Source organism: Pseudomonas coleopterorum (genome assembly GCF_900105555.1).
Lineage (GTDB): Bacteria > Pseudomonadota > Gammaproteobacteria > Pseudomonadales > Pseudomonadaceae > Aquipseudomonas > Aquipseudomonas coleopterorum.
The window spans coordinates 2,095,064-2,117,261 of record NZ_FNTZ01000001.1 but is presented as its reverse complement, the minus strand read 5'-3'; the positions used below and the strand labels follow the sequence as shown (position 1 = coordinate 2,117,261).

Annotated in this window: 16 protein-coding genes and 1 tRNA gene; 8 read left to right on the top strand and 9 right to left on the bottom strand. The window is 62.3% G+C overall.

All coding sequences use genetic code 11. The features are described from left to right. Positions 1 to 22: 22 nt before the first annotated feature. Entirely contained in the window at positions 23 to 649 is a 627-nt protein-coding gene (locus tag BLV18_RS09525) for a response regulator transcription factor (protein WP_090358017.1), read from the bottom strand. Positions 650 to 1,091: 442 nt separating this feature from the next. Here BLV18_RS09525 and BLV18_RS09520 point away from each other — a divergent pair, with 442 nt between their 5' ends. Next, positions 1,092 to 2,117: a DNA topoisomerase IB gene (locus BLV18_RS09520; protein WP_090358015.1), complete on the top strand. Its 1,026-nt coding sequence runs from the start codon at positions 1,092 to 1,094 to the stop codon at positions 2,115 to 2,117. 81 nt (positions 2,118 to 2,198) lie between these two features. Continuing rightward, the gene (uvrA, locus tag BLV18_RS09515; protein ID WP_090358013.1) at positions 2,199 to 4,703 is read left to right on the top strand and encodes an excinuclease ABC subunit UvrA; all 2,505 of its coding nucleotides are present in this window, start codon (positions 2,199 to 2,201) and stop codon (positions 4,701 to 4,703) included. 38 nt (positions 4,704 to 4,741) lie between these two features. On the opposite strand, the gene BLV18_RS09510 is transcribed toward uvrA, so the two are convergent. After that, a complete protein-coding gene (locus BLV18_RS09510; protein ID WP_244156976.1) occupies positions 4,742 to 5,017 on the bottom strand; it encodes a hypothetical protein in 276 nt (91 codons plus the stop codon). A 30-nt stretch (positions 5,018 to 5,047) separates the two neighbouring features. Here BLV18_RS09510 and BLV18_RS09505 point away from each other — a divergent pair, with 30 nt between their 5' ends. From BLV18_RS09505 to csrA (BLV18_RS09495), 3 genes are all read left to right on the top strand, one after another. Continuing rightward, entirely contained in the window at positions 5,048 to 5,848 is an 801-nt protein-coding gene (locus tag BLV18_RS09505) for a glucose 1-dehydrogenase (protein WP_090358011.1), read from the top strand. After that, complete coding sequence (locus BLV18_RS09500) at positions 5,841 to 7,658, top strand: glycoside hydrolase family 15 protein (RefSeq protein ID WP_090358009.1); 1,818 nt, start codon at positions 5,841 to 5,843, stop codon at positions 7,656 to 7,658. Before BLV18_RS09505 ends, BLV18_RS09500 begins: the two co-directional genes overlap by 8 nt. 256 nt (positions 7,659 to 7,914) lie before the next feature. Continuing rightward, entirely contained in the window at positions 7,915 to 8,112 is a 198-nt protein-coding gene (gene csrA, locus BLV18_RS09495) for a carbon storage regulator CsrA (RefSeq protein WP_090358007.1), read from the top strand. Between the two features lie 77 nt (positions 8,113 to 8,189). On the opposite strand, the gene BLV18_RS09490 is transcribed toward csrA (BLV18_RS09495), so the two are convergent. Next, entirely contained in the window at positions 8,190 to 8,522 is a 333-nt protein-coding gene (locus tag BLV18_RS09490) for a hypothetical protein (RefSeq protein ID WP_049860189.1), read from the bottom strand. A 196-nt stretch (positions 8,523 to 8,718) separates the two neighbouring features. Here BLV18_RS09490 and csrA (BLV18_RS09485) point away from each other — a divergent pair, with 196 nt between their 5' ends. After that, on the top strand, positions 8,719 to 8,925 hold the full coding sequence (gene csrA, locus BLV18_RS09485) for a carbon storage regulator CsrA (RefSeq protein WP_090358005.1): 207 nt from the start codon (positions 8,719 to 8,721) through the stop codon (positions 8,923 to 8,925). On the opposite strand, the gene BLV18_RS09480 is transcribed toward csrA (BLV18_RS09485), so the two are convergent. From BLV18_RS09480 to BLV18_RS09470, 3 genes are all read right to left on the bottom strand, one after another. After that, positions 8,922 to 11,300, bottom strand: a complete 2,379-nt coding sequence (locus BLV18_RS09480; RefSeq protein WP_090358003.1) for a hybrid sensor histidine kinase/response regulator — start codon at positions 11,298 to 11,300, stop codon at positions 8,922 to 8,924. The two genes, csrA (BLV18_RS09485) and BLV18_RS09480, sit on opposite strands and share 4 nt — an antisense overlap. A 106-nt stretch (positions 11,301 to 11,406) precedes the next feature. Beyond that, positions 11,407 to 11,868: a response regulator gene (locus tag BLV18_RS09475; protein WP_049860186.1), complete on the bottom strand. Its 462-nt coding sequence runs from the start codon at positions 11,866 to 11,868 to the stop codon at positions 11,407 to 11,409. Between the two features lie 3 nt (positions 11,869 to 11,871). Then, complete coding sequence (locus BLV18_RS09470) at positions 11,872 to 14,139, bottom strand: ATP-binding protein (RefSeq protein WP_090358001.1); 2,268 nt, start codon at positions 14,137 to 14,139, stop codon at positions 11,872 to 11,874. Positions 14,140 to 14,377: 238 nt separating this feature from the next. Here BLV18_RS09470 and BLV18_RS09465 point away from each other — a divergent pair. Further along, positions 14,378 to 14,463: transfer RNA gene (locus BLV18_RS09465), tRNA-Leu, on the top strand. Positions 14,464 to 14,569: 106 nt separating this feature from the next. Next, positions 14,570 to 15,676 (top strand): Gfo/Idh/MocA family protein, encoded by a 1,107-nt coding sequence (locus tag BLV18_RS09460; RefSeq protein ID WP_090357999.1) that lies wholly within the window; start codon positions 14,570 to 14,572, stop codon positions 15,674 to 15,676. A 36-nt stretch (positions 15,677 to 15,712) separates the two neighbouring features. On the opposite strand, the gene BLV18_RS09455 is transcribed toward BLV18_RS09460, so the two are convergent. The 3 genes from BLV18_RS09455 to BLV18_RS09445 all read right to left on the bottom strand — a co-directional run bounded on the left by BLV18_RS09455 (position 15,713) and on the right by BLV18_RS09445 (position 22,193). Next, complete coding sequence (locus tag BLV18_RS09455) at positions 15,713 to 17,110, bottom strand: FAD/NAD(P)-binding protein (RefSeq protein WP_090362169.1); 1,398 nt, start codon at positions 17,108 to 17,110, stop codon at positions 15,713 to 15,715. Positions 17,111 to 17,139: 29 nt separating this feature from the next. Next, positions 17,140 to 19,974 (bottom strand): bifunctional diguanylate cyclase/phosphodiesterase, encoded by a 2,835-nt coding sequence (locus BLV18_RS09450; protein ID WP_244156940.1) that lies wholly within the window; start codon positions 19,972 to 19,974, stop codon positions 17,140 to 17,142. Between the two features lie 128 nt (positions 19,975 to 20,102). After that, a complete protein-coding gene (locus tag BLV18_RS09445; protein WP_090357995.1) occupies positions 20,103 to 22,193 on the bottom strand; it encodes a putative bifunctional diguanylate cyclase/phosphodiesterase in 2,091 nt (696 codons plus the stop codon). Between the last annotated feature and the right edge of the window lie 5 nt (positions 22,194 to 22,198).

The following is a 22,198-nucleotide window of genomic DNA, read 5'->3' as shown; positions in this document are numbered from 1 at the left end:
ATCAGGCTCATCAGCTCACCCGTCAAACCAGAAAGTTACGTTTGGCGAGCTCGGCCAGCTCGACCAGCGAGCCCATCTGCAGCTTGTCCATCAGCCGAAACTTGTACGTGCTCACGGTCTTGTTGCTGAGCAGCATCAGCTCGCCGATGGCCTTGTTGCTCAGGCCACGGGCCAGGTGCTGGAGGATGGTCAGCTCGCGGTTGGTCAGGCGCGCGATGCTGTCCGCCTCGCTGACCAGCGCATCGCTGTTGCGCACCGAGCTGAAGGCAACCACCGGGAAGTAGGTGAATCCGGTACCGATGGCCGTTACCGCCTTGCGCAGCTCGTTGAGGTCGTCGCACTTGGACACATAACCCATGGCGCCCAGCTTCATGCAGCGCAGGGAAAAATGTTCGGCGGGTTGAGAGGTGAGAATGACGATCCGGCTGCTGGTCCCCATTTCCTTGATCCTGGCAATGACGTCCATGCCGTCGAGTCCGGGTAGGGAGATGTCGAGCACGACCAGGTCGGGTTGATGAGTCTTGACCATGAGGACGCCATCGACACCGTCCTTCGCCTCTGCAACCACGCTGAACCTCTCCTGCTTGAGCAACAGTTTGACGCTTGACCGGATGAACGGGTGATCGTCGATTATCAGTGCTGTACGCATGTTTTTCTCCTGATTGCGATAGCGCCGGACGGCGCTTGCGAGCCCGGCGCGTGCTTCCTATGCAGCGTTCTGCAGCGCCTCTTCTGGTTCTGGATCAGGGGACAGTGGTCAAGCGCAGGACGGGGCCACCTGCTGTAGGAGTGTTCCGTAAATCGCGGACAAAGTCGGTCGGCTTATTCCGAGGTGGCTATGGGAAGATTCCGAAACGCTTGAGTGAAATCTTCCCTAGCTTCGTAGGATGGCCACGTCCCCCCCCCCAATGCCCCCTTGTGCAGCGGCGTCAGTATTGCTGTGCTGTGCTGACACGAAAGCCGGACAATTCCCAAGCTTTTGGGGAAATCTCCTACACTTGCTTCCAGCAAGCACTCTTCGAACATCGCCGACGGGACTTCCGCGAGCGGCCGCGGTCCATTGCAGACACAGGCCATGGTTTTGCGCACAAATGTCCGACCTTCTCGAAATCGAACTCCCTGCCGATCTGCATTACGTTGACGACACCCAGCCAGGCCTGAGCCGCAAGACGGTGCGTGGCCATTTCGCCTACTTCAAGGCCGATGGCGAGCGCATTCGCGACGAAGCCGAAATCAAGCGCATCAATGCGCTGGTGATCCCGCCCGCCTACACCGATGTGTGGATCTGCTCCGATCCGCAGGGCCATCTGCAGGCGACCGGACGTGACGCCCGCGGGCGCAAGCAGTACCGCTATCACCCGCGCTGGCGCGAGGTGCGTGATGAAGACAAGTACTCGCGCATGATCGAGTTCGGCAAGATGCTGCCCAAGGTACGGCGGCAACTGGAGGCTCACCTGGCCGCGCCGGGGCTGGATCGCAACAAGGTCATGGCAGCAGTGGTGTCGTTGCTCGACAACACGTTGATTCGCGTGGGCAATACCCAGTACGCCCGAGACAACAAATCCTATGGGCTGACGACGATGCGCAACAAGCATGTCGAGGTCAAAGGCCACACCATTGCGTTCCAGTTCCGTGGCAAGAGTGGCGTCGAGCATTCGGTCACGGTAAAGGACCGGCGCCTGGCTACCATCGTCAAGCGCTGCATGGAGCTACCCGGTCAGAATCTGTTCCAGTACCTGGACGAGGAAGGTCAACGGCACAGCGTCAGTTCCCACGACGTGAATGCCTACCTGCACCAGATCACCGGCGCGCACTTCACCGCCAAGGACTACCGTACCTGGGCCGGTAGCGCGCTGGCCCTGGCCATGCTGCGTGAGCTGCACTGGCAGCCAGAACCTGATGCGAAGAAGCACATCGTCGACATGGTCAAGGCGGTGGCCAAACAGTTGGGCAACACGCCGACGGTCTGTCGCAAGTGCTACATCCATCCCAAGGTGCTGGAGCACTTCGTCATGGGTGAACTGGCCAAATTGCCCAAGCCGCGCCAGCGCAAGGGGCTACGTCTGGAAGAGGTCGCCCTGGCGACGTTTCTCGAACGACTGGTGGCGGCTGCGTAACGTCGCCTATGGAAGGCTTCCGGAATTGTGGGTGCAGACTGCGGTCGGTTATTGCACTGCTCATCCATTCCAAGGCTTTTCATGAAACCTACCGCTCCCAACGGCTTCGTCCAGGTCCGCGGCGCCCGCGAACACAACCTCAAGAACGTCGATGTGGATATCCCGCGCGATGCCCTGGTGGTCTTCACCGGGGTATCAGGTTCGGGCAAGTCATCGTTGGCATTCGGCACCCTCTATGCCGAAGCGCAACGGCGCTACTTCGAATCGGTCGCTCCCTACGCTCGACGCCTGATCGATCAGGTCGGGGTGCCAGATGTCGACAGTATCGAAGGGTTGCCGCCCGCGGTCGCCCTGCAGCAACAGCGCGGTACGCCCAGTACCCGCTCTTCGGTGGGCAGCGTCACCACACTGGGTAGCCTGGTGCGCATGCTCTATTCCCGCGCCGGCGCCTACCCTGCCGGCCAGGACATGCTCTATGCCGAAGATTTCTCGCCCAACACGCCCCAGGGTGCATGCCCGAACTGCCACGGGCTTGGCCGCGTGTACGAAGTCACTGAAAAGACCATGGTGCCCGACGACAGCCTGACCATTCGCGAGCGCGCGGTGGCCTCCTGGCCGCCGGCATGGCAAGGCCAGAACCAGCGCGACATCCTCGTGACCCTGGGGTATGACGTGGACATACCATGGCGCGACCTGCCGAAGAAACAGCGCGACTGGATCCTGTTTACCGAAGAAACCCCCACCGTGCCGGTGTACGGCGGGCTGACGCCGGAACAGACCCGCGAAGCGCTCAAGCGCAAGATGGAACCCAGCTATCAAGGCACCTTCACCGGGGCGAGGCGCTATGTGCTGCACACCTTCACTCATTCGCAAAGCGCACTGATGAAGAAGCGCGTCAGCCAGTTCATGATCGGCGCGGCGTGCGAAGTCTGCGCCGGCAAGCGGCTCAAACCCGAAGCACTGAGCGTGACCTTCGCCGGCCTGGACATCGGCGAGTTCTCGCAACTGCCGCTCAGCCAGCTGGCGCAGAAGCTCAAGCCGGTGGCCGAGGGCAAACAGGTGGGCAAGAAACTCAGCGAGGAGAAGCGCCTGGCTGCTCAGCAGCTCGCGCAAAACCTGCTCGGTCGCCTGCACACTCTGATCGATCTGGGCCTGGGCTATCTGTCGCTGGAACGCAGCACGCCGACGCTGTCGTCCGGCGAGCTGCAGCGCCTGCGCCTGGCTACCCAGCTCGGCTCGCAACTGTTCGGCGTGGTCTATGTGCTGGACGAACCCACCGCCGGCCTGCATCCGGCCGACGGCGAGTCATTGCACACGGCGTTGCAGGGGCTCAAGGCGGCGGGCAATTCCCTGTTCGTCGTCGAACACGATCTGGACACCATGGCGCGCGCCGACTGGGTGGTCGACGTCGGGCCGCTGGCCGGCGAACAGGGTGGCCAAGTGCTGTACAGCGGTCCGCCCAAGGGCCTGGCCCGGATCGACGCTTCACAGACCCGTGCCTATCTGTACGGCGGCGCGGTGCCGCTGCCGTGCCCGCGTCGCGAAACCGTCAACTGGCTGAAACTCGCCGACGTCAGCCGCAACAATCTGCACAAGGTGGCCGCCCAATTTCCGTTGCAATGCTTTACCGCCGTCACCGGCATCTCCGGCTCGGGGAAGTCGAGCCTGGTCAGCCAGGTATTGCTGGAGCTGGTCGGTGAACACCTGGGCCAGACTCAGGAAGAAGTCGAAGACGTGCTGGAAGACGCCGCACCGCAAACAGAATCGGGGCACATCGTCGAGGGCATGGATCACATCAAGCGACTGGTGCAGGTCGATCAGAAGCCCATCGGCCGCACACCGCGCTCGAACCTGGCCACCTACACCGGACTGTTCGATCACGTGCGCAAGCTGTTCGCCGCCACCGACGAGGCTCGTCGTCGCGGTTTCGATGCCGGACAGTTCTCGTTCAACGTGGCCAAGGGGCGCTGCCCGGAGTGCGAAGGCGAAGGTTTCGTCAGCGTCGAGCTGCTGTTCATGCCCAGCGTGTTCAGCCCCTGCCCGACCTGTCACGGCGCCCGCTACAGTCCCAAGACCCTGGCGGTGAAATGGCAGGGCCGTACCATTGCCGACGTGTTGCAATTGACGGTCCATCAGGCCTGTGAAGTGTTTGCCGAACAGCCAGCGGTGCTGCGCCCCTTGAGCGTGCTGCGCGATATCGGTCTGGGCTATCTGCGCCTCGGTCAACCCGCCACCGAACTGTCGGGCGGCGAGGCGCAACGGATCAAGCTGGCCACCGAACTGCAACGCAATCAGCGTGGCGCCACCTTGTATGTGCTCGATGAGCCGACCACGGGCCTGCACCCCAGCGATGTGGACCGGCTGATGCAGCAGCTCAATCATCTGGTGGATGCCGGTAACAGCGTGATCGTGGTCGAGCACGACATGCGCGTGGTGGCTCAGGCGGACTGGGTGATCGACATCGGGCCGAAGGCCGGTGATCAGGGCGGCAAGGTCGTGGCGTCTGGAAGGCCCGAAGCGGTGGCCGAGGTTGGCCAAAGCCAGACTGCGCCGTACCTGCGCAGCGCCTTGGCAGAACCGGTATAGCGAGCTGGCAGCCCCGAAGGGTCGGGGCTGCCGGAGGTTCAACCGACGGGCTTGCTCTGGCCTTCATCGGAGGGGGTACGTTCCTTTTCCCCCTGCTGGTTCTCGCGCTTGTGCTCCTCACCGATCTTGCCGGCATTTTCCGGCTTGTGGTCGAGGTCTTCGCGATCGGATTCTTTATTCTTGGTAGTCACGGTACTTCTCCTGGCAGTGCGCGGACGGCACATCGGGCCGTCATTCAGTTTAGGCATCTGCGCATGGCATTCGTGCCCAAACGTTTCCAGGCTGAACTCCAGCACCGCGTTGTCAGTCAGCATTGAAACGCCATTATCGGAGGATCATCCCGGATGCAGATTTCATTGGATAAACAGGTCGCCTTGGTCACCGGCGCCAGCTCTGGTCTGGGTGCCGCCGCCGCGAAGGCATTGGCCGCCGCCGGTGCCAGCGTGGTCGTGAACTACAACTCCCACGCAGAGCCTGCCGAAAAACTCGTTGCGCAGATCCGCGAAGCGGGTGGCAAGGCCATTGCGGTAGGTGCGGACGTGTCGAAGGAAGACGACGTCGAACGCCTGTTCGCCACGACGATCGACACCTATGGCGCTCTGGACATCCTGGTTGCCAACTCCGGGCTGCAACGCGATGCCGCCACGGTCGACATGACCCTGGCCGACTGGAACAAGGTGATCGAAGTCAACCTGACCGGCCAGTTCCTCTGTGCCCGCGCCGCCTTGCGTCAATTCCAGCAGCAAGGGCCACGCTCCTGGCTGTCGCGCGCGGCTGGCAAGATCATCCACATGAGTTCGGTACACCAGCTCATTCCGTGGGCAGGCCACGTCAACTATGCCGCGTCCAAAGGCGGTATCGACCTGCTGATGCGCAGCATTGCCCAGGAAGTGGGCGAACAGCGCATTCGCGTGAATGCCATCGCACCCGGTGCCATCCGCACGGCGATCAACGAGGAGAACACCCAGGGCGATGCCGAAAAGAAACTGCTGGAGTTGATTCCCTACGGCCGCGTCGGCGAAGTGGACGACGTTGCCAACGCAGTGGTCTGGCTGGCGTCCGATCTGAGTGACTACATACATGGCACCACGTTGTTCATCGACGGCGGCATGAGCCTGTATCCGGGGTTCCGAAACAATGGCTAAAGACGTCTGCAGCACTACGCAAAGCCCCATCGAGGCCCACGGCATCATAGGCGACATGCGCAGCGCCGCACTGGTCGCCGACAACGGCAGCATCGACTTCTGCTGCTGGCCCGAATTCGACAGTCCCTCGATATTCACCGCCTTGCTCGATTGCGATCGTGCCGGGGTGTTCGAACTGGCCCCAGACCTGCCCGGTGCACGCCGGCAACAGATCTACCTGCCCGACAGCAATGTCCTGCAAACGCGCTGGATCGACCACGACGCGGTGATCGAGATCACCGACCTGATGCCGGTCGCCGCCGTTGCCGACGCCCTGCCCCGGCTGATCCGCCGGGTTGAGGCGCGCAATGGCACGGCCACCATTCGCTTGCGTTGTCGGGTTCGCCACGACTACAGCCGCGCCGATACCCAGGCCTACGCCAGCGGCGAGGACGTTTGCTTCCGCGCCGAAGGTCAGCCCACTTTGCGTCTGTCGGCGACTCAGGCCCTGAGCATCGACGAGCACAGCGCCGTTGCCGTGTTCGAACTCAAGGAAGGCGAATGCGCCGAATTCATCCTGGGTGGCGAGGAAGACCCCATGGTGAGCGCCGGCACGGGGCAGACTTGCCTGGAAGAAACCCTGGCGTTCTGGCGCAACTGGATCGGCCATTCGAACTACAAGGGCCGCTGGCGGGAAATGGTCGACCGCTCTGCCTTGGCGCTCAAGCTGCTGACGTCACGCCGGCACGGCGGAATCATTGCGGCGGCCACGTTTGGTCTGCCGGAGGCGCCGGGTGGCGTACGCAACTGGGATTACCGCTATACCTGGATCCGAGACGCGTCGTTCACCGTGTACGCATTCATGCGCCTGGGTTTCACCACCGAGGCCAACGACTATATGCGCTGGGTGCGCGATCGGGTCGGCGAATGCACCGACGAACCAGCCCGCCTGGGTGTGGTGTACGGCCTGGATGGCCGCGAGGAGCTGCCCGAATCGGAACTCGATCACCTGAGCGGACACGGTGGTGCCCGTCCAGTGCTGGTGGGCAACGGTGCCCATGATCAGGTCCAGCTCGATATCTACGGTGAGTTGCTGGACGCGGTGTACCTGGCCAACAAATACGGCGAAGCCATTTCCCATGAGGGGTGGAAACACGTCACCCACATCGTCGACAAGGTCTGCAGCAGCTGGCATCAAAAGGACGTCGGGATCTGGGAGATGCGCAACCCACCCGAGCATTACCTGCATTCCCGGCTGATGTGCTGGGTGGCCATTGATCGAGCGTTACGCTTGGCCGAGAAACGCTCCTTGCCAGCACCGTTCGAGCGCTGGGACAAGGAACGGCAGGCGATTCACGATGATATCTGGACTCATTTCTGGAACGCCGACGCCGGGCACTTCGTGCAGAAACTGGGCGGTGTCGAACTCGACGGCTCGATGCTGTTGATGCCGTTGGTGCGCTTCGTGGGTGCCAGCGACCCCCAATGGCTCAGTACGTTGGCGGCCATCGAACGTACGCTGGTGCGCGACGGCATAGTCTATCGCTACCGCCAGGACGACGGTCTGCCGGGCGATGAAGGCGCCTTCACTGCCTGTTCATTCTGGTATGTGGAGTGTCTGGCAAGAGCGGGACAGGTGGAAAAGGCGCATCTGGAGTTCGAACAGTTGCTTCGCTACGCCAACCCATTGGGGCTGTTCGCCGAAGAGTTCGACCGCCACGGTCATCATCTGGGCAATACGCCTCAGGGATTGAGCCATCTGGCATTGATCAGCGCAGCCAGTTTTCTAGACCGGAAGTTGAGTGGCCAACGTACACAATGGCAGCCGTGACCGTTTAAAGCCAGGATAGTGGCAAGAGTGCCACTATCACACCTATAAACCAAACGTAATGCCAATCTGCTAGGCGCCTGTCACGAAGCGCGCCATACTAACGCCCGTTACCACTCGTTGCGCCGTGACTGCCGACCGTACGTGAACTCGGCGCCGCGAGGGAATTAAATTAGTCATGCTGCGCTCCTATTCAGGTAGCAATGGACACACGTCATACACCGGATAAATTCTAAGCAAGGGAATCAAGGAGCCGTTCATGCTGATACTGACCCGTAAGGTAGGCGAAAGCATCGTCATTCATGACGACATCAAGATTACTATCCTGGGTGTAAAGGGAATGCAGGTGCGAATCGGCATCGACGCACCCAAAGATGTACAGGTACATCGAGAAGAGATCTTCAAACGTATCCAGGCAGGTAGTCCTGCGCCGGAAAAGGGAGATGGCAACGCCTGATCGGCGACTGCCGCAGTCCTTCGAACGCCGCCATGCACCTGGCTCAGGCCAGGCTGCACCGCGGCGCCAAGTGACCTTCAGATGGGCGTTGCTTGATGATGATTGTCGTCTGGCGCCCCTGCCCCACCGCCTGCATGGCGTTTTGCTTTGTCGGTCGCGAAATCCAGCGCGTCCTTAGCGCAAGTCAATCCATCGCGTATTTCGGTCTGCTCCTTGATCACGCGGCCATCCGGCCCGTAGGTTCCAAAGAACACGGATACCTTGTCTTCAGCGATCTTGCGTGCACGTACCACGATATGGCACCCGTTCTTGAGCGTTTCTTCATGGCGAACTTGTTCGTCCAGATAGTTCTGAGACGATTTGTCCCATTCCTCGAACTGCGGAGTGGTTTGCAACTCTACGTCTGTCATATGCCTACCTCATGTGGGTAATAAAGGCGATGCCTTATGTAAGTAAGGGACCGGTTAGACGCCGCGAGGTTCAGAAAACCCTGACCAAAGACACGCTGGAAATGGAGATAGATCAAGAAAAGGAATTATTCATACTGCCGACGCGTCACTTATCAGACAGCGCTAAAACACCCTTTTCAAGCGCAGGGAGCCCACCATGCTGATATTGACGCGCAACACCGACGAAAGCCTTGTGATCGGCGACGATATCTTCATTACCATCATCGACATCAAGGGCGGACAGGTCCGTCTGGGCATCGATGCACCTCGCCATGTTGCCGTGCATCGTCAGGAAATCCACGAGCGGATTCAAGCTGGCGTGCCCATGGTACCCAAGACCGAACCCAAGACCGCAGGTCGCTAGCCGCCGAACGCAGCACGCAATTTGCTGGCCAGATCCTGCTCGCGGAACGGCTTCTGCACGAGTGGATAGTGCTCGGAATCCAGCCCCTCCAACTCGGCGTATCCGGTAATGAAAACGATCGGTAACCGGGGATGCCGTCGACGGATCATGTGTGCCAGTTCTCCGCCGTTGGTTCCGGGCATCGCGAAATCGGTCAGCACCAGATCAACATTAGGGTCAAGCTTGTTCAACGCCTGCTCGGCACTGTCCGCCTCGACCACGCTGTAACCCAGACCGTGCAGCATGGTGGCGGTCACTTCGCGCACGTCATGGTCGTCGTCTACCAGAAGGATGGTCTGGCGTTCGCCGCCCTCCTGAGCCGCGGCGACGTCGACCGCCTCGTCTTCGTGGGTCAGCAGCTGATCCGGAACCCCTGGCAGGTACACCTTGACCGTGGTGCCATAGCCCGGCGATGTCATGATCGCCACGCCCCCGCCCGACTGCTTGGCGAACCCGAACACCTGGGCCAGGCCCAGGCCGGAACCCTTGCCCACTTCCTTGGTGGTGAAGAACGGTTCGAAGGCCTTGGCCAGTACCTGTTGGCTCATGCCGGTTCCCGAGTCCTGGATCGACAGCACGACATAGTTGCCAGGTTCAGGATCTTCCGGACGCTGGGCGGGCATGCTGACGGTTTCATTGGCCGTGGACAGGCGCAGCGTGCCGCCGCCAGGCATCGCATCGCGCGAGTTGATCGCCAGGTTGAGAATGATCATCTCGGTCTGGGTCGGGTCGACCAAAGCATTCCAGAGGTCGGGCGCGGTGTCGGTCTCGATCCAGATACTGCCACCCAAGGTGCGCTGCAACAGCTCGATCATGCCTTCCACGGTACCATTGAGGTTCACCGCAACCGGCTCCAGGCGCTGACGACGGGAGAACGCCAACAGCTGCCCGGTCAGCTTGGCGCCACGCTTACCGGCTTCCTTGATGTTCTGCAAACGGCCCTGGATGCGTTCGGTCTTGCCCTTTTCGAAATCTCGAGCAATGAAGGTGGTGCTGGCCAGGATGACCGTCAACAGGTTGTTGAAGTCGTGCGCTACGCCTGCCGTCAATTGGCCGACCGCTTCCAGGCGCTGCAACTGATGCAAAGTGGCCTCGATGCGCTGACGTTCATCGATCTGCTCGCGCAATTGATGGTTGGCCCCGGCCAACTCATCCAGTACTTCCCGTTCGCCGGTGATGTCGCGAACGGCCGCATACATGAGGCCCTCATCGGGAACGATGGTCCAGGACAACCAGCGGTAGTCGCCGTCGGCATGGCGCATGCGATTGACGAAACGTGTCGAGACATTGCCATTGGCGATGTTCTCGGTTTCGCGACGCGTGGCGGCGAGATCGTCGGGATGAATGATTTCCCACAGCTGCATGTTGCCCAGCTGTTCGCGAGTCCAGCCCAAGGTCGATTCCCAGGCGGGGTTGAGCGAAACGGGTGACATGTCGAAACGCATCACACCCAGCAGCTCGCGGGACAGCTCCCATGTACGGTCGCGTTCGCGAGTGCGCTTGACCACGCGCTCACCGAGCATCTCGTTGAGCTGTTGCAGGGCCTGTGTCGCCTGCTTCTGCTCGGTGACGTCCTGGATGACGCCGGTGAAACGTGCGCACACGCCGTCTTCGAAGAAAGCCTGGCCATGGCTGGAGATCCAGCGCAGGGTGCCGCTGTCCAGCAGTACGCGGTATTCGATGTGAAACCGATGCTGGTCATCCACAGTCAGCGCTGCCGCCATGCGCTCCTGTACCACTGGCAGATCATCGGGGTGGCAGTGGTCGAGGAACAGCTGGATGTTCACTTCGGTATCGGGACGCAGTTCGTACAGCTCCCGGCAGCGCTCGTCCCACAGCAGCGTGTCGGTGAGCGGCGCGTAATCCCAAATGCCCATGCGCGCGGCGTTGGTGGCAATGTGTGCGCGGACTTCAGCGTGCTGCAGCGAGCGCTCCGCACTGCGTCGACGACGACGCTCGTGGACTTCGTCCATCGCCCGCTGGATAGCCCGAGGCAACAGACTCAGGTTCTGCTTGAGCACGTAGTCGATGGCGCCCTGGCGCATCATCTCGACCGCATGCTCTTCGCCATAGACGCCGGACAAAAAGATGAAGGGTGTCATCGGCGCCAGCCGCTGCGCTGCCTGCAATACCTGTGGTCCGGAAGAGCCCGGCAACATGTAATCGCACAGGATCAGGTCGAACGTGCCATTGGCCAGCGCCTGCTCGACGGCCTGATGATTGAACACCAGGGTAGGCTCGACGGACAGACCGGCGCGCTCAAGGTTCAGCAGCGCCAGCTCGGCGTCGTGAGTGCTGTCTTCCACAAACAGCAATTGCAAGGGCTTGGGCGACATAGATTTCCGAAAACGTGACTGGAGTATGGCGCTCTGTGCGCCATCCGAGCGCCATGGGAACGCTGCGTGCCAGCGCAATGCAGCTCACTGGCGGCGCGATCTGAGCTCAGGAGCCAGGGCGACGAATGATTCTCGACGAACCAGGCGGAGGCTCGTTCAAGACCGCCCAGAAAATGCCCAGATCGGATATGGCCGAGACGAACTCCTTGAATTCGACCGGTTTGACCACATAGGCGTTCACTCCCAGTGAATAAGCGCGCTCCAGATCCGGCTCTTCCTTGGACGAGGTCAACATGACCGTAGGAATACTGCGCAACTCGTTGGTCTCGCGGATGACCTTGAGCACCTCCAGACCATCGATCTTCGGCAGCTTCAAGTCCAACAGCAAGACCGCCGGATTACCCTCGTCACGGGTCGAATGGGTGCCGCGACGCAGCAGATAATCCAACGCTTCGGCGCCGTCGCGCATGACGATCACTTCATTGGCCAACTGGCTGCGCTCCAGCGCCACAAGGGTCAGCTCCAGGTCTTTGGGATTGTCCTCGACCAGAAGAATGGGTTTGAGCATCGCTTACCTCGGTTGATTCGTGCTGGCGGAATGTGCGCGTCTCGGCAACGCCATGTAGAAAGTTGCACCCTGATCCAGGGCGCCTTCGGCCCAGACTCGGCCGTCGTGTCGTTCGATGATGCGGCGCACGCTCGCCAGGCCGATGCCGGTGCCTTCGAACTCCTCCATGCGGTGCAGGCGCTGGAACACCCCGAACAGCTTGCCGCTGTAGGCCATGTCGAAGCCGACACCGTTGTCGCGTACGAAAATGATCGTCTCGGCGTCCTGCTGGTAGGCAGCCACTTCGATCACGGCGTGTTCGCGGGTGCGGCTGTACTTGATGGCATTGGACAACAGGTTGCGCAAGGCCAGGTGCACGAAGGCGGCATCGGCCACCAGGCGCGGCAATGGTCCGACGTGCCATTGCAGATCGCGACCTTCGTAGTCGGGTCGCATCTCCTGGCGGATCGATTCGACCAGCGCATTCAGGTCGACGTCGGTGAAGCGCAGGGCCGAACGTCCCATCTGGGAAAAGCTGAGCAAGTTGTCGACCAAGGTCCCAGCGAACCGTGCCGATTCGCCGATGTGCTCCAGGAAGCGCAAGCCCCGTTCGGACAGCTTGGGCCCTTCGAAGTCGGTGAGCAGTTCGGCATAGCCGGCGATGTGCCGCAGCGGTGCACGCAGGTCGTGGGAAACGCTGTAGGAGAACGCTTCGAGCTCCTTGTTGGACTTCTTCAGTTCCCCCGCCAGTTGCGCCAGTTCCTCGGCCTTGCGCAGCACAATGCCCAGCACGGCAGTGCGCAGCTCGTGCACGCCTTCGATTTCAAGCGCATCCCAGGGGCTGGAGAAGCCACTGACTTCCTGGCGCCAGCTCTCGAAACTGGCACGCGGGTTGAGCACCCCGGAACTGTCCAGACTCTTTTCCGCACGGCCCGCCCAAGTGACGGTACGGGCTTGCTCGGGTTTGAACCAGATCAGGTAGTGCGAATGGATTTCGGAAATGGCTACGGCCAGGACACCGCCGCAGTACCGCGCCAATTCGGGCAACTCGGGCACGTCGCGGCCGACGTTGTCGCTATGGAAGATTTCCTGTCCGCCGCGCTCGGCCAACCACAAGGCCAAGGCATCGACCATCGCTTGGGGTGGCGTATCGCCCAGTAACTCGCAGCGCGCCTCGGCGATGATCGCCGCGCCACTGGCGTGGGTAAAGCCCAGAAAGGTGTCAGGCAATGCCATGAGGCCGGCACGCACGCTGTCGCTATCGGCCATGGCCGAGAGCAGCTGGACGATGTGTCGGCGCAGTTCGAGCATGCGCTCGTTCTGCGCGTGGGCGGTCTTGGTCTCGATCTGCAGCGACAGTACGCTGCCCAACAGCTCACAGGCCGTGCGGGTCTGGAAGCCCACCGCATGGGGCTGGTCGTGGTGACAGGAGATCAGACCCCAGAGTTGACCGTCGACCACGATCGAGATCGACATCGACGCCATGGTCTGCATGTTGCGCATGTATTGCAGGTGTACCGGCGACACACTGCGCAAGGCCGCAAGGCTCAGGTCCAGCGGCGCGCCGGTGACGGGGTTGTGGGCCGGCACCAGTGGCGAGGCCTGGTAGTTCGCATCTTCGATCACCCGGATGCGGTTGCTGCAATACAACTCCCGAGCCTGTGCGGGAATGTCGGAGGCCGGGAAGCACAGACCCAAGTAGCTGGGATAGTTGTCATCGCGCACTTCGGCCAGCACCGTGCCGTTACCGGCCGCATCGAAGCTGTAGGCCTTGACACGGCCGAAGCCGGTTACGCGCTTGACCTCGACCACCGAGCGCTGGCACAGCTCGATGATGTCTGCCGCATTGTGCAACTGGCTGATGAAGGTCCGCACCAGCGGATACAGGGCGCCGTAGGCATGGGCCTCATCGACGGCGGGCTCGAACTCGGCGATGATGACGCCGTCGGCACGGTGCACCATCATCGCCATGGCGCGCGGGTGGCCGCCTTGCGCGAAGCGCACATCGGCGAAATGGAACGGCTGCCGCTCCTCCCCGGGCCAGGCGGCCAGACGCGCCGAAAGATTACTGCCCTGCTCGAAGAGGGTTGCCACGGCGCATTCGAGCACGTGCGCAGGCTCGAGCTGCAGCCAGTGACGCACGTTGTCGCTGACCTGCAGCACGCGCTCGGCGGCGGCATCGAGCACCATCATGAAGCCCTGCGGCTGAATGCTGCCGGGGGTGCGGATGGGTTCGCGCGCGCATTGCTCGAGGGCAGCGGCGAGCAGCACCGAAGTCTGGCTGGATGTCACAGTGTATCTCCTGGCGGCCCATCAGCGCGCTGCAGGCCATTGCATGGTCGCCAACCGTGGCATGTGAAAACGACTTTCAATCGGCGACTACTTTAGCAAAGAACCGCGCACTCCGGGAGCGTCGTCATCACTAATGGCAAATTGATTTTCGCCCGCTCGACAGCGGCCTGTCAGGGTATCCGCCATCTGCCATTAGCGCATGACATTTCCGAGCCATATCAGTATGATGCGCGAGCATGCGAGGTTGGCGAAATTGGTAGACGCATCAGACTTAAAATCTGACGACCTTTGGTTGTGCGGGTTCGATTCCCGCACCTCGCACCACCTCGATTGCCCCTCCTCTTCCCAATCTTCGGGAACTCCTGCCCGCAACGCTTGCCGACTTCCTAGACACCACGCATTTCGCGGGTGATACAAGGAGGCCCGACCCATGCCTGATGCTCAGGGTAAGATTCGTTACGCCGTGGTTGCCGGCGGCTGGATTTCGCAGGGTGCATTCATGCCCGGTGTGGACCAGACCCGCAACTCCGTGATGACCGCGCTGGTAACCGGCGACCCCATCAAGGCCGATCAACTGGCCGCGCTGTATGACCTCAAGAGCTACAGCTACGAGCAGTTTCCCGAACTGCTGGCGTCCGGCGAAATCGACGCGATCTACCTGGCCACGCCCAATTTTCGCCATCGCGAGTTCGCCGTCCCGGCTCTGGAAGCCGGTATCCATGTCCTGCTGGAGAAGCCCATGGCGGCCAGCGAGGAAGATTGCCTGGCGATCAATGCCGCCGCCGAACGAGGCAACGCCAAGCTGATGATCGCCTACCGCCTGCACTGCGAGCCCGGCACCGTGGAGATGGTGCAGCGGGTGCGCAACGGTGATATTGGCGAGCCCCGGTTGTTCACCGCCACCTTCACCCAGCACACCAAGGCGGAAAATCATCGAATGAAAAGCGGCTTCTGGGCCGGCCCGGCGGCCGACATGGGGCCCTACCCGCTCAATGCCGTGCGCAACCTGTTCGGCGGCGAGCCGCTGGAAGTGCACGCCGTGGGCGCACAAACACCCGGGCGTCCCATCAATACGCCCGACACCGTCAGCGTCACGCTGCGCTTTGCCGAACAGCGGCAAGCGACCTTCACCGTCAGCTTCAGCCTGCCAGCGAGCGAGCGCTTTCAGTTGATCGGTACTCAAGGTGAATTCGAGGCCTCGCCGTGCTTCGGTTTCGGCGAGGGCGTGGCCATCGCCTATCGCTCGATCATCGACGGCGAAAAGCAGGAGCATACCTTCCCGGTCGTCGACCAGTTCGGTGGCGAAACCGAGTATTTCTCCCAGTGCATCCTGGACGATCGCCAACCTGAAGCGGACGGCGACGAAGGCTGGCGCGACGTGCGGGTGCTGGCAGCCATCGAGCGCTCGCTGCAGACCGGCGAGGTGCAGAAGCTGGAACCGCTGCCGTCGCGCAAGGGGATACAAGCCGATCAGGCCCGCCAGCTGCCGCTGGCCAAGATCCCGCCCTACGTCAACACGACGGAACCCAACGACTGATCGATCGGTGAAGCAGCGGCGTCCACCGCCCCTGCTTCAGTCGGGCTTCAGCAAGGTGGCGGCCAGCCGTTTGGCTTGAGCCGCCACATCCGTCACCGCAGTACTCTCCCACCACATCCCACGCAGCGGCGGCCCCATGGCGAACAGACGCCGGCTGGCAATCCCGTCGCTGTCCAGCAAGGCCCCCTCATCGTCAGCCAGCAGGCCCAATGCGAGCGGCCCGGGCTTGACCAGACCACGCGCCAACAGCTGGCGCGGCAACGGTTTATCGACGCGACGCCAGTCGTATTCGATACCACTGGAATTGATCAGTACGTCACCGTGCAGCTGCACAGGCGCCGACTCACCCCTGCGGCGGATGGTCAAGGTCGTGCCTTCGGCGCTCAGGTAGCAGGCTGCCTGCAGGGTAAGTCGCCCTTCGGCGATGGCCTTCTGCAGCAGCGCATCGCTCGGCGGTGGCGAGCGATGGTGATGGCTTTCCCACCAGGGCCGTACATGACGTACGAACTGCCGTTTCTGCCGCTCGCTGGCCTGGCTCCAGAGCCGTGCGATGTGCACCCTCACGGTGTCCAGCGGCGCTTGCCAATCAACCCCCTGCTGCAAGGCCTGGCGGCATTGGCTGCGCACCTCGGCCATGAGCTGGCGCGGGCTTCTCAGGTCGCTGGCTGCCGTCAGAAAGTCTGGCCAGGCCGGCGGCTGACGACGCACATGAGGCCACAAGCCGTGCCGCGAGATCACCGTGATCGGTCCGCGGTGACCGGCGCGGTCGAGGGAGACCACCGCATCGACCATGGTCAGCCCCGAACCGATGATCAGCACCCGCGCCTGCGGATCCAGCGTTCGCATGGTTTGCACGTCCCACGGATCGACCGCGGCGGCGTTCAGTCCGCCGGGCGCCTTCACGGCGGTGCGTGCGGCGGGAAACATGCCGGTGGCGAGCACCGCGCGGGGTGCGCACCACACTTGCGCCTCATCCAGCGTCACCCGGACCTGCTCGTTGTGGGTCTGGACGTCGACCACCTCCGCGCGCACGTGCTCCGCCGTGGAGCCGAAGCGAAGGCCCAGGGCGCGAGCCTCGGCCAGGCGTTGCTGGGCATAGAGGCCGAAGATGCCGCGCGGTGGAAACAATTCGGCGACCGGCAGCGCCTGCTCGGCCGATTCGGGCCAACCGCCGTTGTCGATGAACTGGGTGAGCCACTGGGTCAGGTCGTCGGCATTGTCCGGGTCGACACTCATGCGCGCGGCGTTGCCGTTCAAGGTGTGACCCAGCTCGGTAGCGCTGTAGGCCTCGCCACGTCCCAACTCGGGACGTGGTTCGATGATGACAATGCGCTGCCCGCGCGGCTGCCTGAGCAACTGCACGGCCAGCAGGGTGCCGCTCAAGCCGCCTCCGATGATCACTACGTCGGCGAACCGGGATACAACGTTGGTCATGTCTGACTTCTCGAAAACGATTTCGCCGATCATACGTCATGCAGTGCGCCGGGCCGTGGCGCCGCCGTCACGACAGCCTTCCATCCTGTCAGATCGAGGTCCTGTATGGCAGCGGGTTTGGCGAAGTAATAACCCTGTGCCTGGGATGCACCCATCTCGCGCAGCAGTTGCAAGGTGGCCAGGTCCTCTACCCCTTCGGCCACCACGGTCAAACCCAGCGACTCGGCCATGCGCACGATGGCACGGACGATGGCCCGACTGCGCGGACTGCCGGTCAACTCGAGAATGAACGACTTGTCGATCTTCAAGCCATTGAACTGGTACTGATGCACGTAGCTGAGCGAAGAGAAACCGGCACCGAAGTCGTCCAGCACGACGCTCATGCCGTGCTCAGCCAACTGCTGCATGGTGCGCTGGGCCATGGCCGGCTCGGCCACCAGCGCACCTTCGGTCAATTCCAGGCAGATCCGTGAGGCGTCCACCTGATGGCGCGCCAGTACCGCGAGCACTTCATCGGCAAAACCGCTGCGGGTGATGCTGTAGCTGGAACAGTTCACATGCACCGGCGGCCAGTGCGCGTGAGCGGGCTCGGCAAGAATCTGCGCCACACGGGTGACCATGTACAGGTCGAGACGACCGATAAGCCGCAGACCCTCGAGCGCCGGCAGAAAGTGTCCTGGCGCGATGATGCGTCCGTCCGGCTGATGCCAGCGGATCAATGCCTCCAGCGCCTGCACCTCACCGGTCTGGACATCGACGATCGGCTGAAAATACGGCAGCAGCTCGTCGCTGCGCTTGAGCGCATTGCGCAGCGCGCCCTCCTGTTCGACCTGATCGGACACTTCACGGCGCAGGGCCTGGTTGAACACCGCGTAGCTGTCACGACCGGCACTCTTGACCCGGTACATGGCCTTGTCGGCATCGCGCAGCAGGTCGGCGGGTTCGCTGTGGAATTGACGGTCTGCGCCGACGATGCCGATGCTGCACGAGGAAAACACTTCATGGCCATTGATGAAGAACGGGCGATCGAAGGCCACCAGGATGCGTTCGGCGATCTCCACGGCCTCCTCCAGGCTCGAGTCCGGTGCCAGCACGGCGAACTCATCGCCGCCCAAGCGGGCCAGCAGGTCATCCTCGCGCAGGCAACTGCGCAGGCGGGCCCCTGCCTCCAAGAGCAACTGGTCGCCGAAATGATGGCCAAAGCTGTCATTGACCATTTTGAAACGGTCAAGATCGATGAACATCACCACCAGCTCACGGTCATTGGCGCAGTACTCATGCCAGGCCTGTGCCAGACGTTGTTGCAGATGGATGCGGTTGGGCAGCGCAGTCAGGGCGTCGTGGGCGTTTTCGTACTGCAACTTGGCGTTGGCGTGGTCGAGCTCGCGGGTTCGACTCTGGACGCGAGCTTCCAGGCGCAGGTTGGCCTCATAGATGGCTTCGGCCGCGCTGCGCCGGGACAGCGCGGTATCGATGTGGCGCGAGACGAACGTCAGCAGGTCTTGATCGCGCAAGGTGTAGTGCACGTCGCTGGCGTAGCTCTGCACCACCAGCACGCCGCGCACACGGTCGTCGTCGAACAGCGGAACGCCCAGCCAGGATTGCGAGCGGATCGGCTCGCGGGTGTCATCGACTTCGCCCTGGATCATCAAGCGGGTAGCCGCGTCGAAGTCGATCAGGCAAGCGCAGCGCTGTCGAATCACATACTCGGTCAGGCCACGCCGGCCACGACGCGGCTGCGGACGACCCGTCAGGTGCTCGTCGACGTAGTAGGGAAAGCTGACTTCGCCACTATCGCCATCGAAGATGGCGATGTAGAAATTACGTGCATACAGCAGGTCGCCGACGATTACGTGGAGGCTGTGATAGAGGCCATCGAGTTCGCCGGGCTTGCTCGACAACTCGGCGATCTGGAACAGCGCTACCTGCAAATGCTCGGCACGTTTGCGCTCGGAGACTTCCAGGCGCAGCGCCGCGTTGAGTTGGGACAGCTCCTGGGTACGGCGCGACACCGTTTCTTCCAGGTCGGCGCGGTGCAGGATACGGTCAAGCGCCATGGCCACATGCCGGGCCACGACCAGAAACAAGGCGCGGTCTTCGGCACTGTATGCACGCTCGACGTCGTAGACCTGCATGGCGATCATGCCGAACACTTCGTCACGGGCATTCTTGAGCGGCGATCCCATCCAGAATTCGGGAATATGCCCGACACAGTGGAACCGTCCCTGACGCCCGGCCAGGGCAATGCCCTTGGCGTCGATCAACAGTGGCTGGCCGCTGGTCAACACCTGGCCGGTCAACGACAGGTGGTCGGGAATGAGGTACTCGTAATTCTCTGCTTCGAGTGCCTCGACATCGATCACGTCGACGTAATAAGGGTAGGTGATCTTGCCGCTTTGCTCATCGTAGAGCGCCAGGTAGAAGTTTTCCGCATCGATCAGGGTGGCCAGCAGCTTGTGCACGCCCACCAGGAAGATCCCACGGTCACGGGTGGAGCTAGCCAGGTAGGTGATTTCGTACAACACGCGCTGGGTGATCTGCGCCCTGGCCAAGGCATCGGTCTGGACCTGCCGGCCAATGGCGGCGGCCAAGTCAGCCAACGCGCCGTCATGAGGAATATGCAACGGCGCCATCAGCCAGCCGAGCACCGCCTCGCCCTGCCCGGTTGGCCATAGCTGTAGCCCGCAGCTGTCGCAGAAACGCTGCAGCTCGTGGTTGGCCAGGACCAGCGGCCAATGGCGCTGCAGGTCACCCTGACCTTCCAGGTGCAACTGTTCACCGGCCCGGTACCAGGCCCACGCGGTGCTGTGGGACCAGTCACGGGCCTGCTGCAGAATCGCTTCAAGCGAAGCGGCATCGAGCATGGACGTGGAGCCTTTGCCGAACTTGGCAAAGGTCGGGGGATCGGAACTCATAGACGCTCCATGCCTGAAAACCAACGGTCTACATCTTCGAGCCTATGGCTATCTAATGGCAAGCCCCGCGAGCGGCCCTAGGCCCGAGTGACGCTTTCGATGTGCCTGGCGGCCTGGATGTCATGCATGAATCGCTCCGCCGGCAGCGGGTGTCCGAGCAGGTAGCCTTGAAGGGAATCACACCCCAGCTGGGTCAGGAACGATTGCTGGTTACTGGTCTCCACGCCCTCGGCGACGATACGCAGGCCCAGCGCCTGGCCCAGCGCCACGATTGCCGAGACGATCGCCGCGTCGTCACCGTCCTGCTCCAGGTCGCGAACGAAGCCGCGATCGATCTTCAGCTCGTTGGCAGGCAGGCGCTTGAGGTACATGAGGCTGGAATAGCCTGTACCGAAATCGTCGATGGACAGATCGACGCCCATGTCCGACAGCTGCTGCAGCACCGTCATGCTGGCATCGGCGTCGCTCATGGCGGTGGTCTCGGTGATTTCCAGGGTCAGATTGGCAGCCGCCAGCCCGTGCCTCGCCAGGGTGAGTGCAACGCTGCGCACCAGTGCGGCGTGGCCGAACTGCAGGGCCGACAGGTTGACCGCGACACGCCAGTCATGGAAGCCCAGCTCGACCCACTCGCGCATCTGCCGACAGGCCTCGTCAAGCACCCAGTGGCCGATGTCGATGATCAACCCGGTCGTCTCCGCCAGGTCGATGAACGCCGCAGGCGCCAGCAGGCCCATGCGTGGGTGCTCCCAGCGCAACAGCGCCTCGGCGCCGACCGGTTTACCGCTGCGGGCATCGAACTTGGGCTGGTAGAACAGACGCAACTGGCGCTCGGCCACCGCCAGACGCAATTCCTGCAGAAGCTGCAAGCGCTTGCGGGCATTGGTGTTCATCGAGCTTTCGAAGAAGCTGTAGCCGTTCTTGCCAATGCTCTTGGCATGGTACATGGCCGCATCGGCATTCATCAGCAGCTCGTTCTGATCGATGCCGTTGCCAGGGTACAGGGCGATACCGATGCTGGCGGAAATATGCAGGCTGTGTCCGGCGACTTCGAACGTCTGGCCGATCAGGTGAACCTGGCGCGCGGCGATACCCTTGGCGTAGGCCGCTGCTTCAAGGCTTACCAGCAGAACGAACTCGTCGCCACCGATTCGGGCCAGGGTGTCCTGGCCGTGCAGGCTGGTGCGCAGGCGCGAGGCGACGGCGCGCAGCAGCTGGTCGCCCATGTGATGGCCAAAGGCGTCGTTGACCGGCTTGAAACCATCCAGATCGATGAACATCACCGCCAGACAACCGCCCACCGCATCGATCTGGCTGATCGCCTGGCCGATGCGGTCGGCCAGGAGAATACGGTTGGGCAAGCCGGTCAGGTTGTCGTGCAGGGCCAATTGGGTCAGTTCCTGGTTGGCCAGGGTCAAGGAGTTGGCCAGCGCCGCAGTGCGCGACTCCAGGCGCGCATCGAGCACCGACGTCAGCAAGGTCATGCCCAGCACCGCCAGGGTCGTGACCAGCACCAGGTAATCGAGGCCATCCCCGGTAAGGCCATCGAGGGCGCCACCGCACACGCTGCCCTCGGGAAATTTGGCCGCGGCCATGCCGGTGTAGTGCATGCCGACGATGGCGATACCCATTACCACCGACGCGCCAGCCCGGGCCAGTCGCACGTTCGGCCGGTTGCGCCGCAGGCGGAAGGCGATCCACAGCGCTGCGCCGGAAGCGCCCGCGGCAATGGCCAGGGAGGCAACGAACAGCACCGGGTCGTAGACGATGCCTGGCTGCATCTCCAACGCCGCCATGCCGGTGTAGTGCATGCTGCCGATGCCTGCGCCCATGATCAGCGCGCCGCCGGCCAATTGTGGCCAGGGCAGCAGCGGCTGGCTGACAAGCCACAGGGCAAACCCTGAGCTCAGGACAGCGATGAGCAGCGACGCGGCGGTCAGGCCGAGGTCGTAGCCCAGTTGGATAGGTAATTCGAAGGCGAGCATGCCGATGAAGTGCATCGACCACACGCCGATACCCAAGGCCAGCGCACCGCCGCTCATCCACAGATAGATCGCCCGACCCTGCGCCGTGGCGATGCGCCCGACCAGATCGAGTGCGGTATAGGACGCCAGGATGGCGACACACAGCGATACGGCCACGAGGGCGGAGGAATAGGTACCAATCAGCATCAATA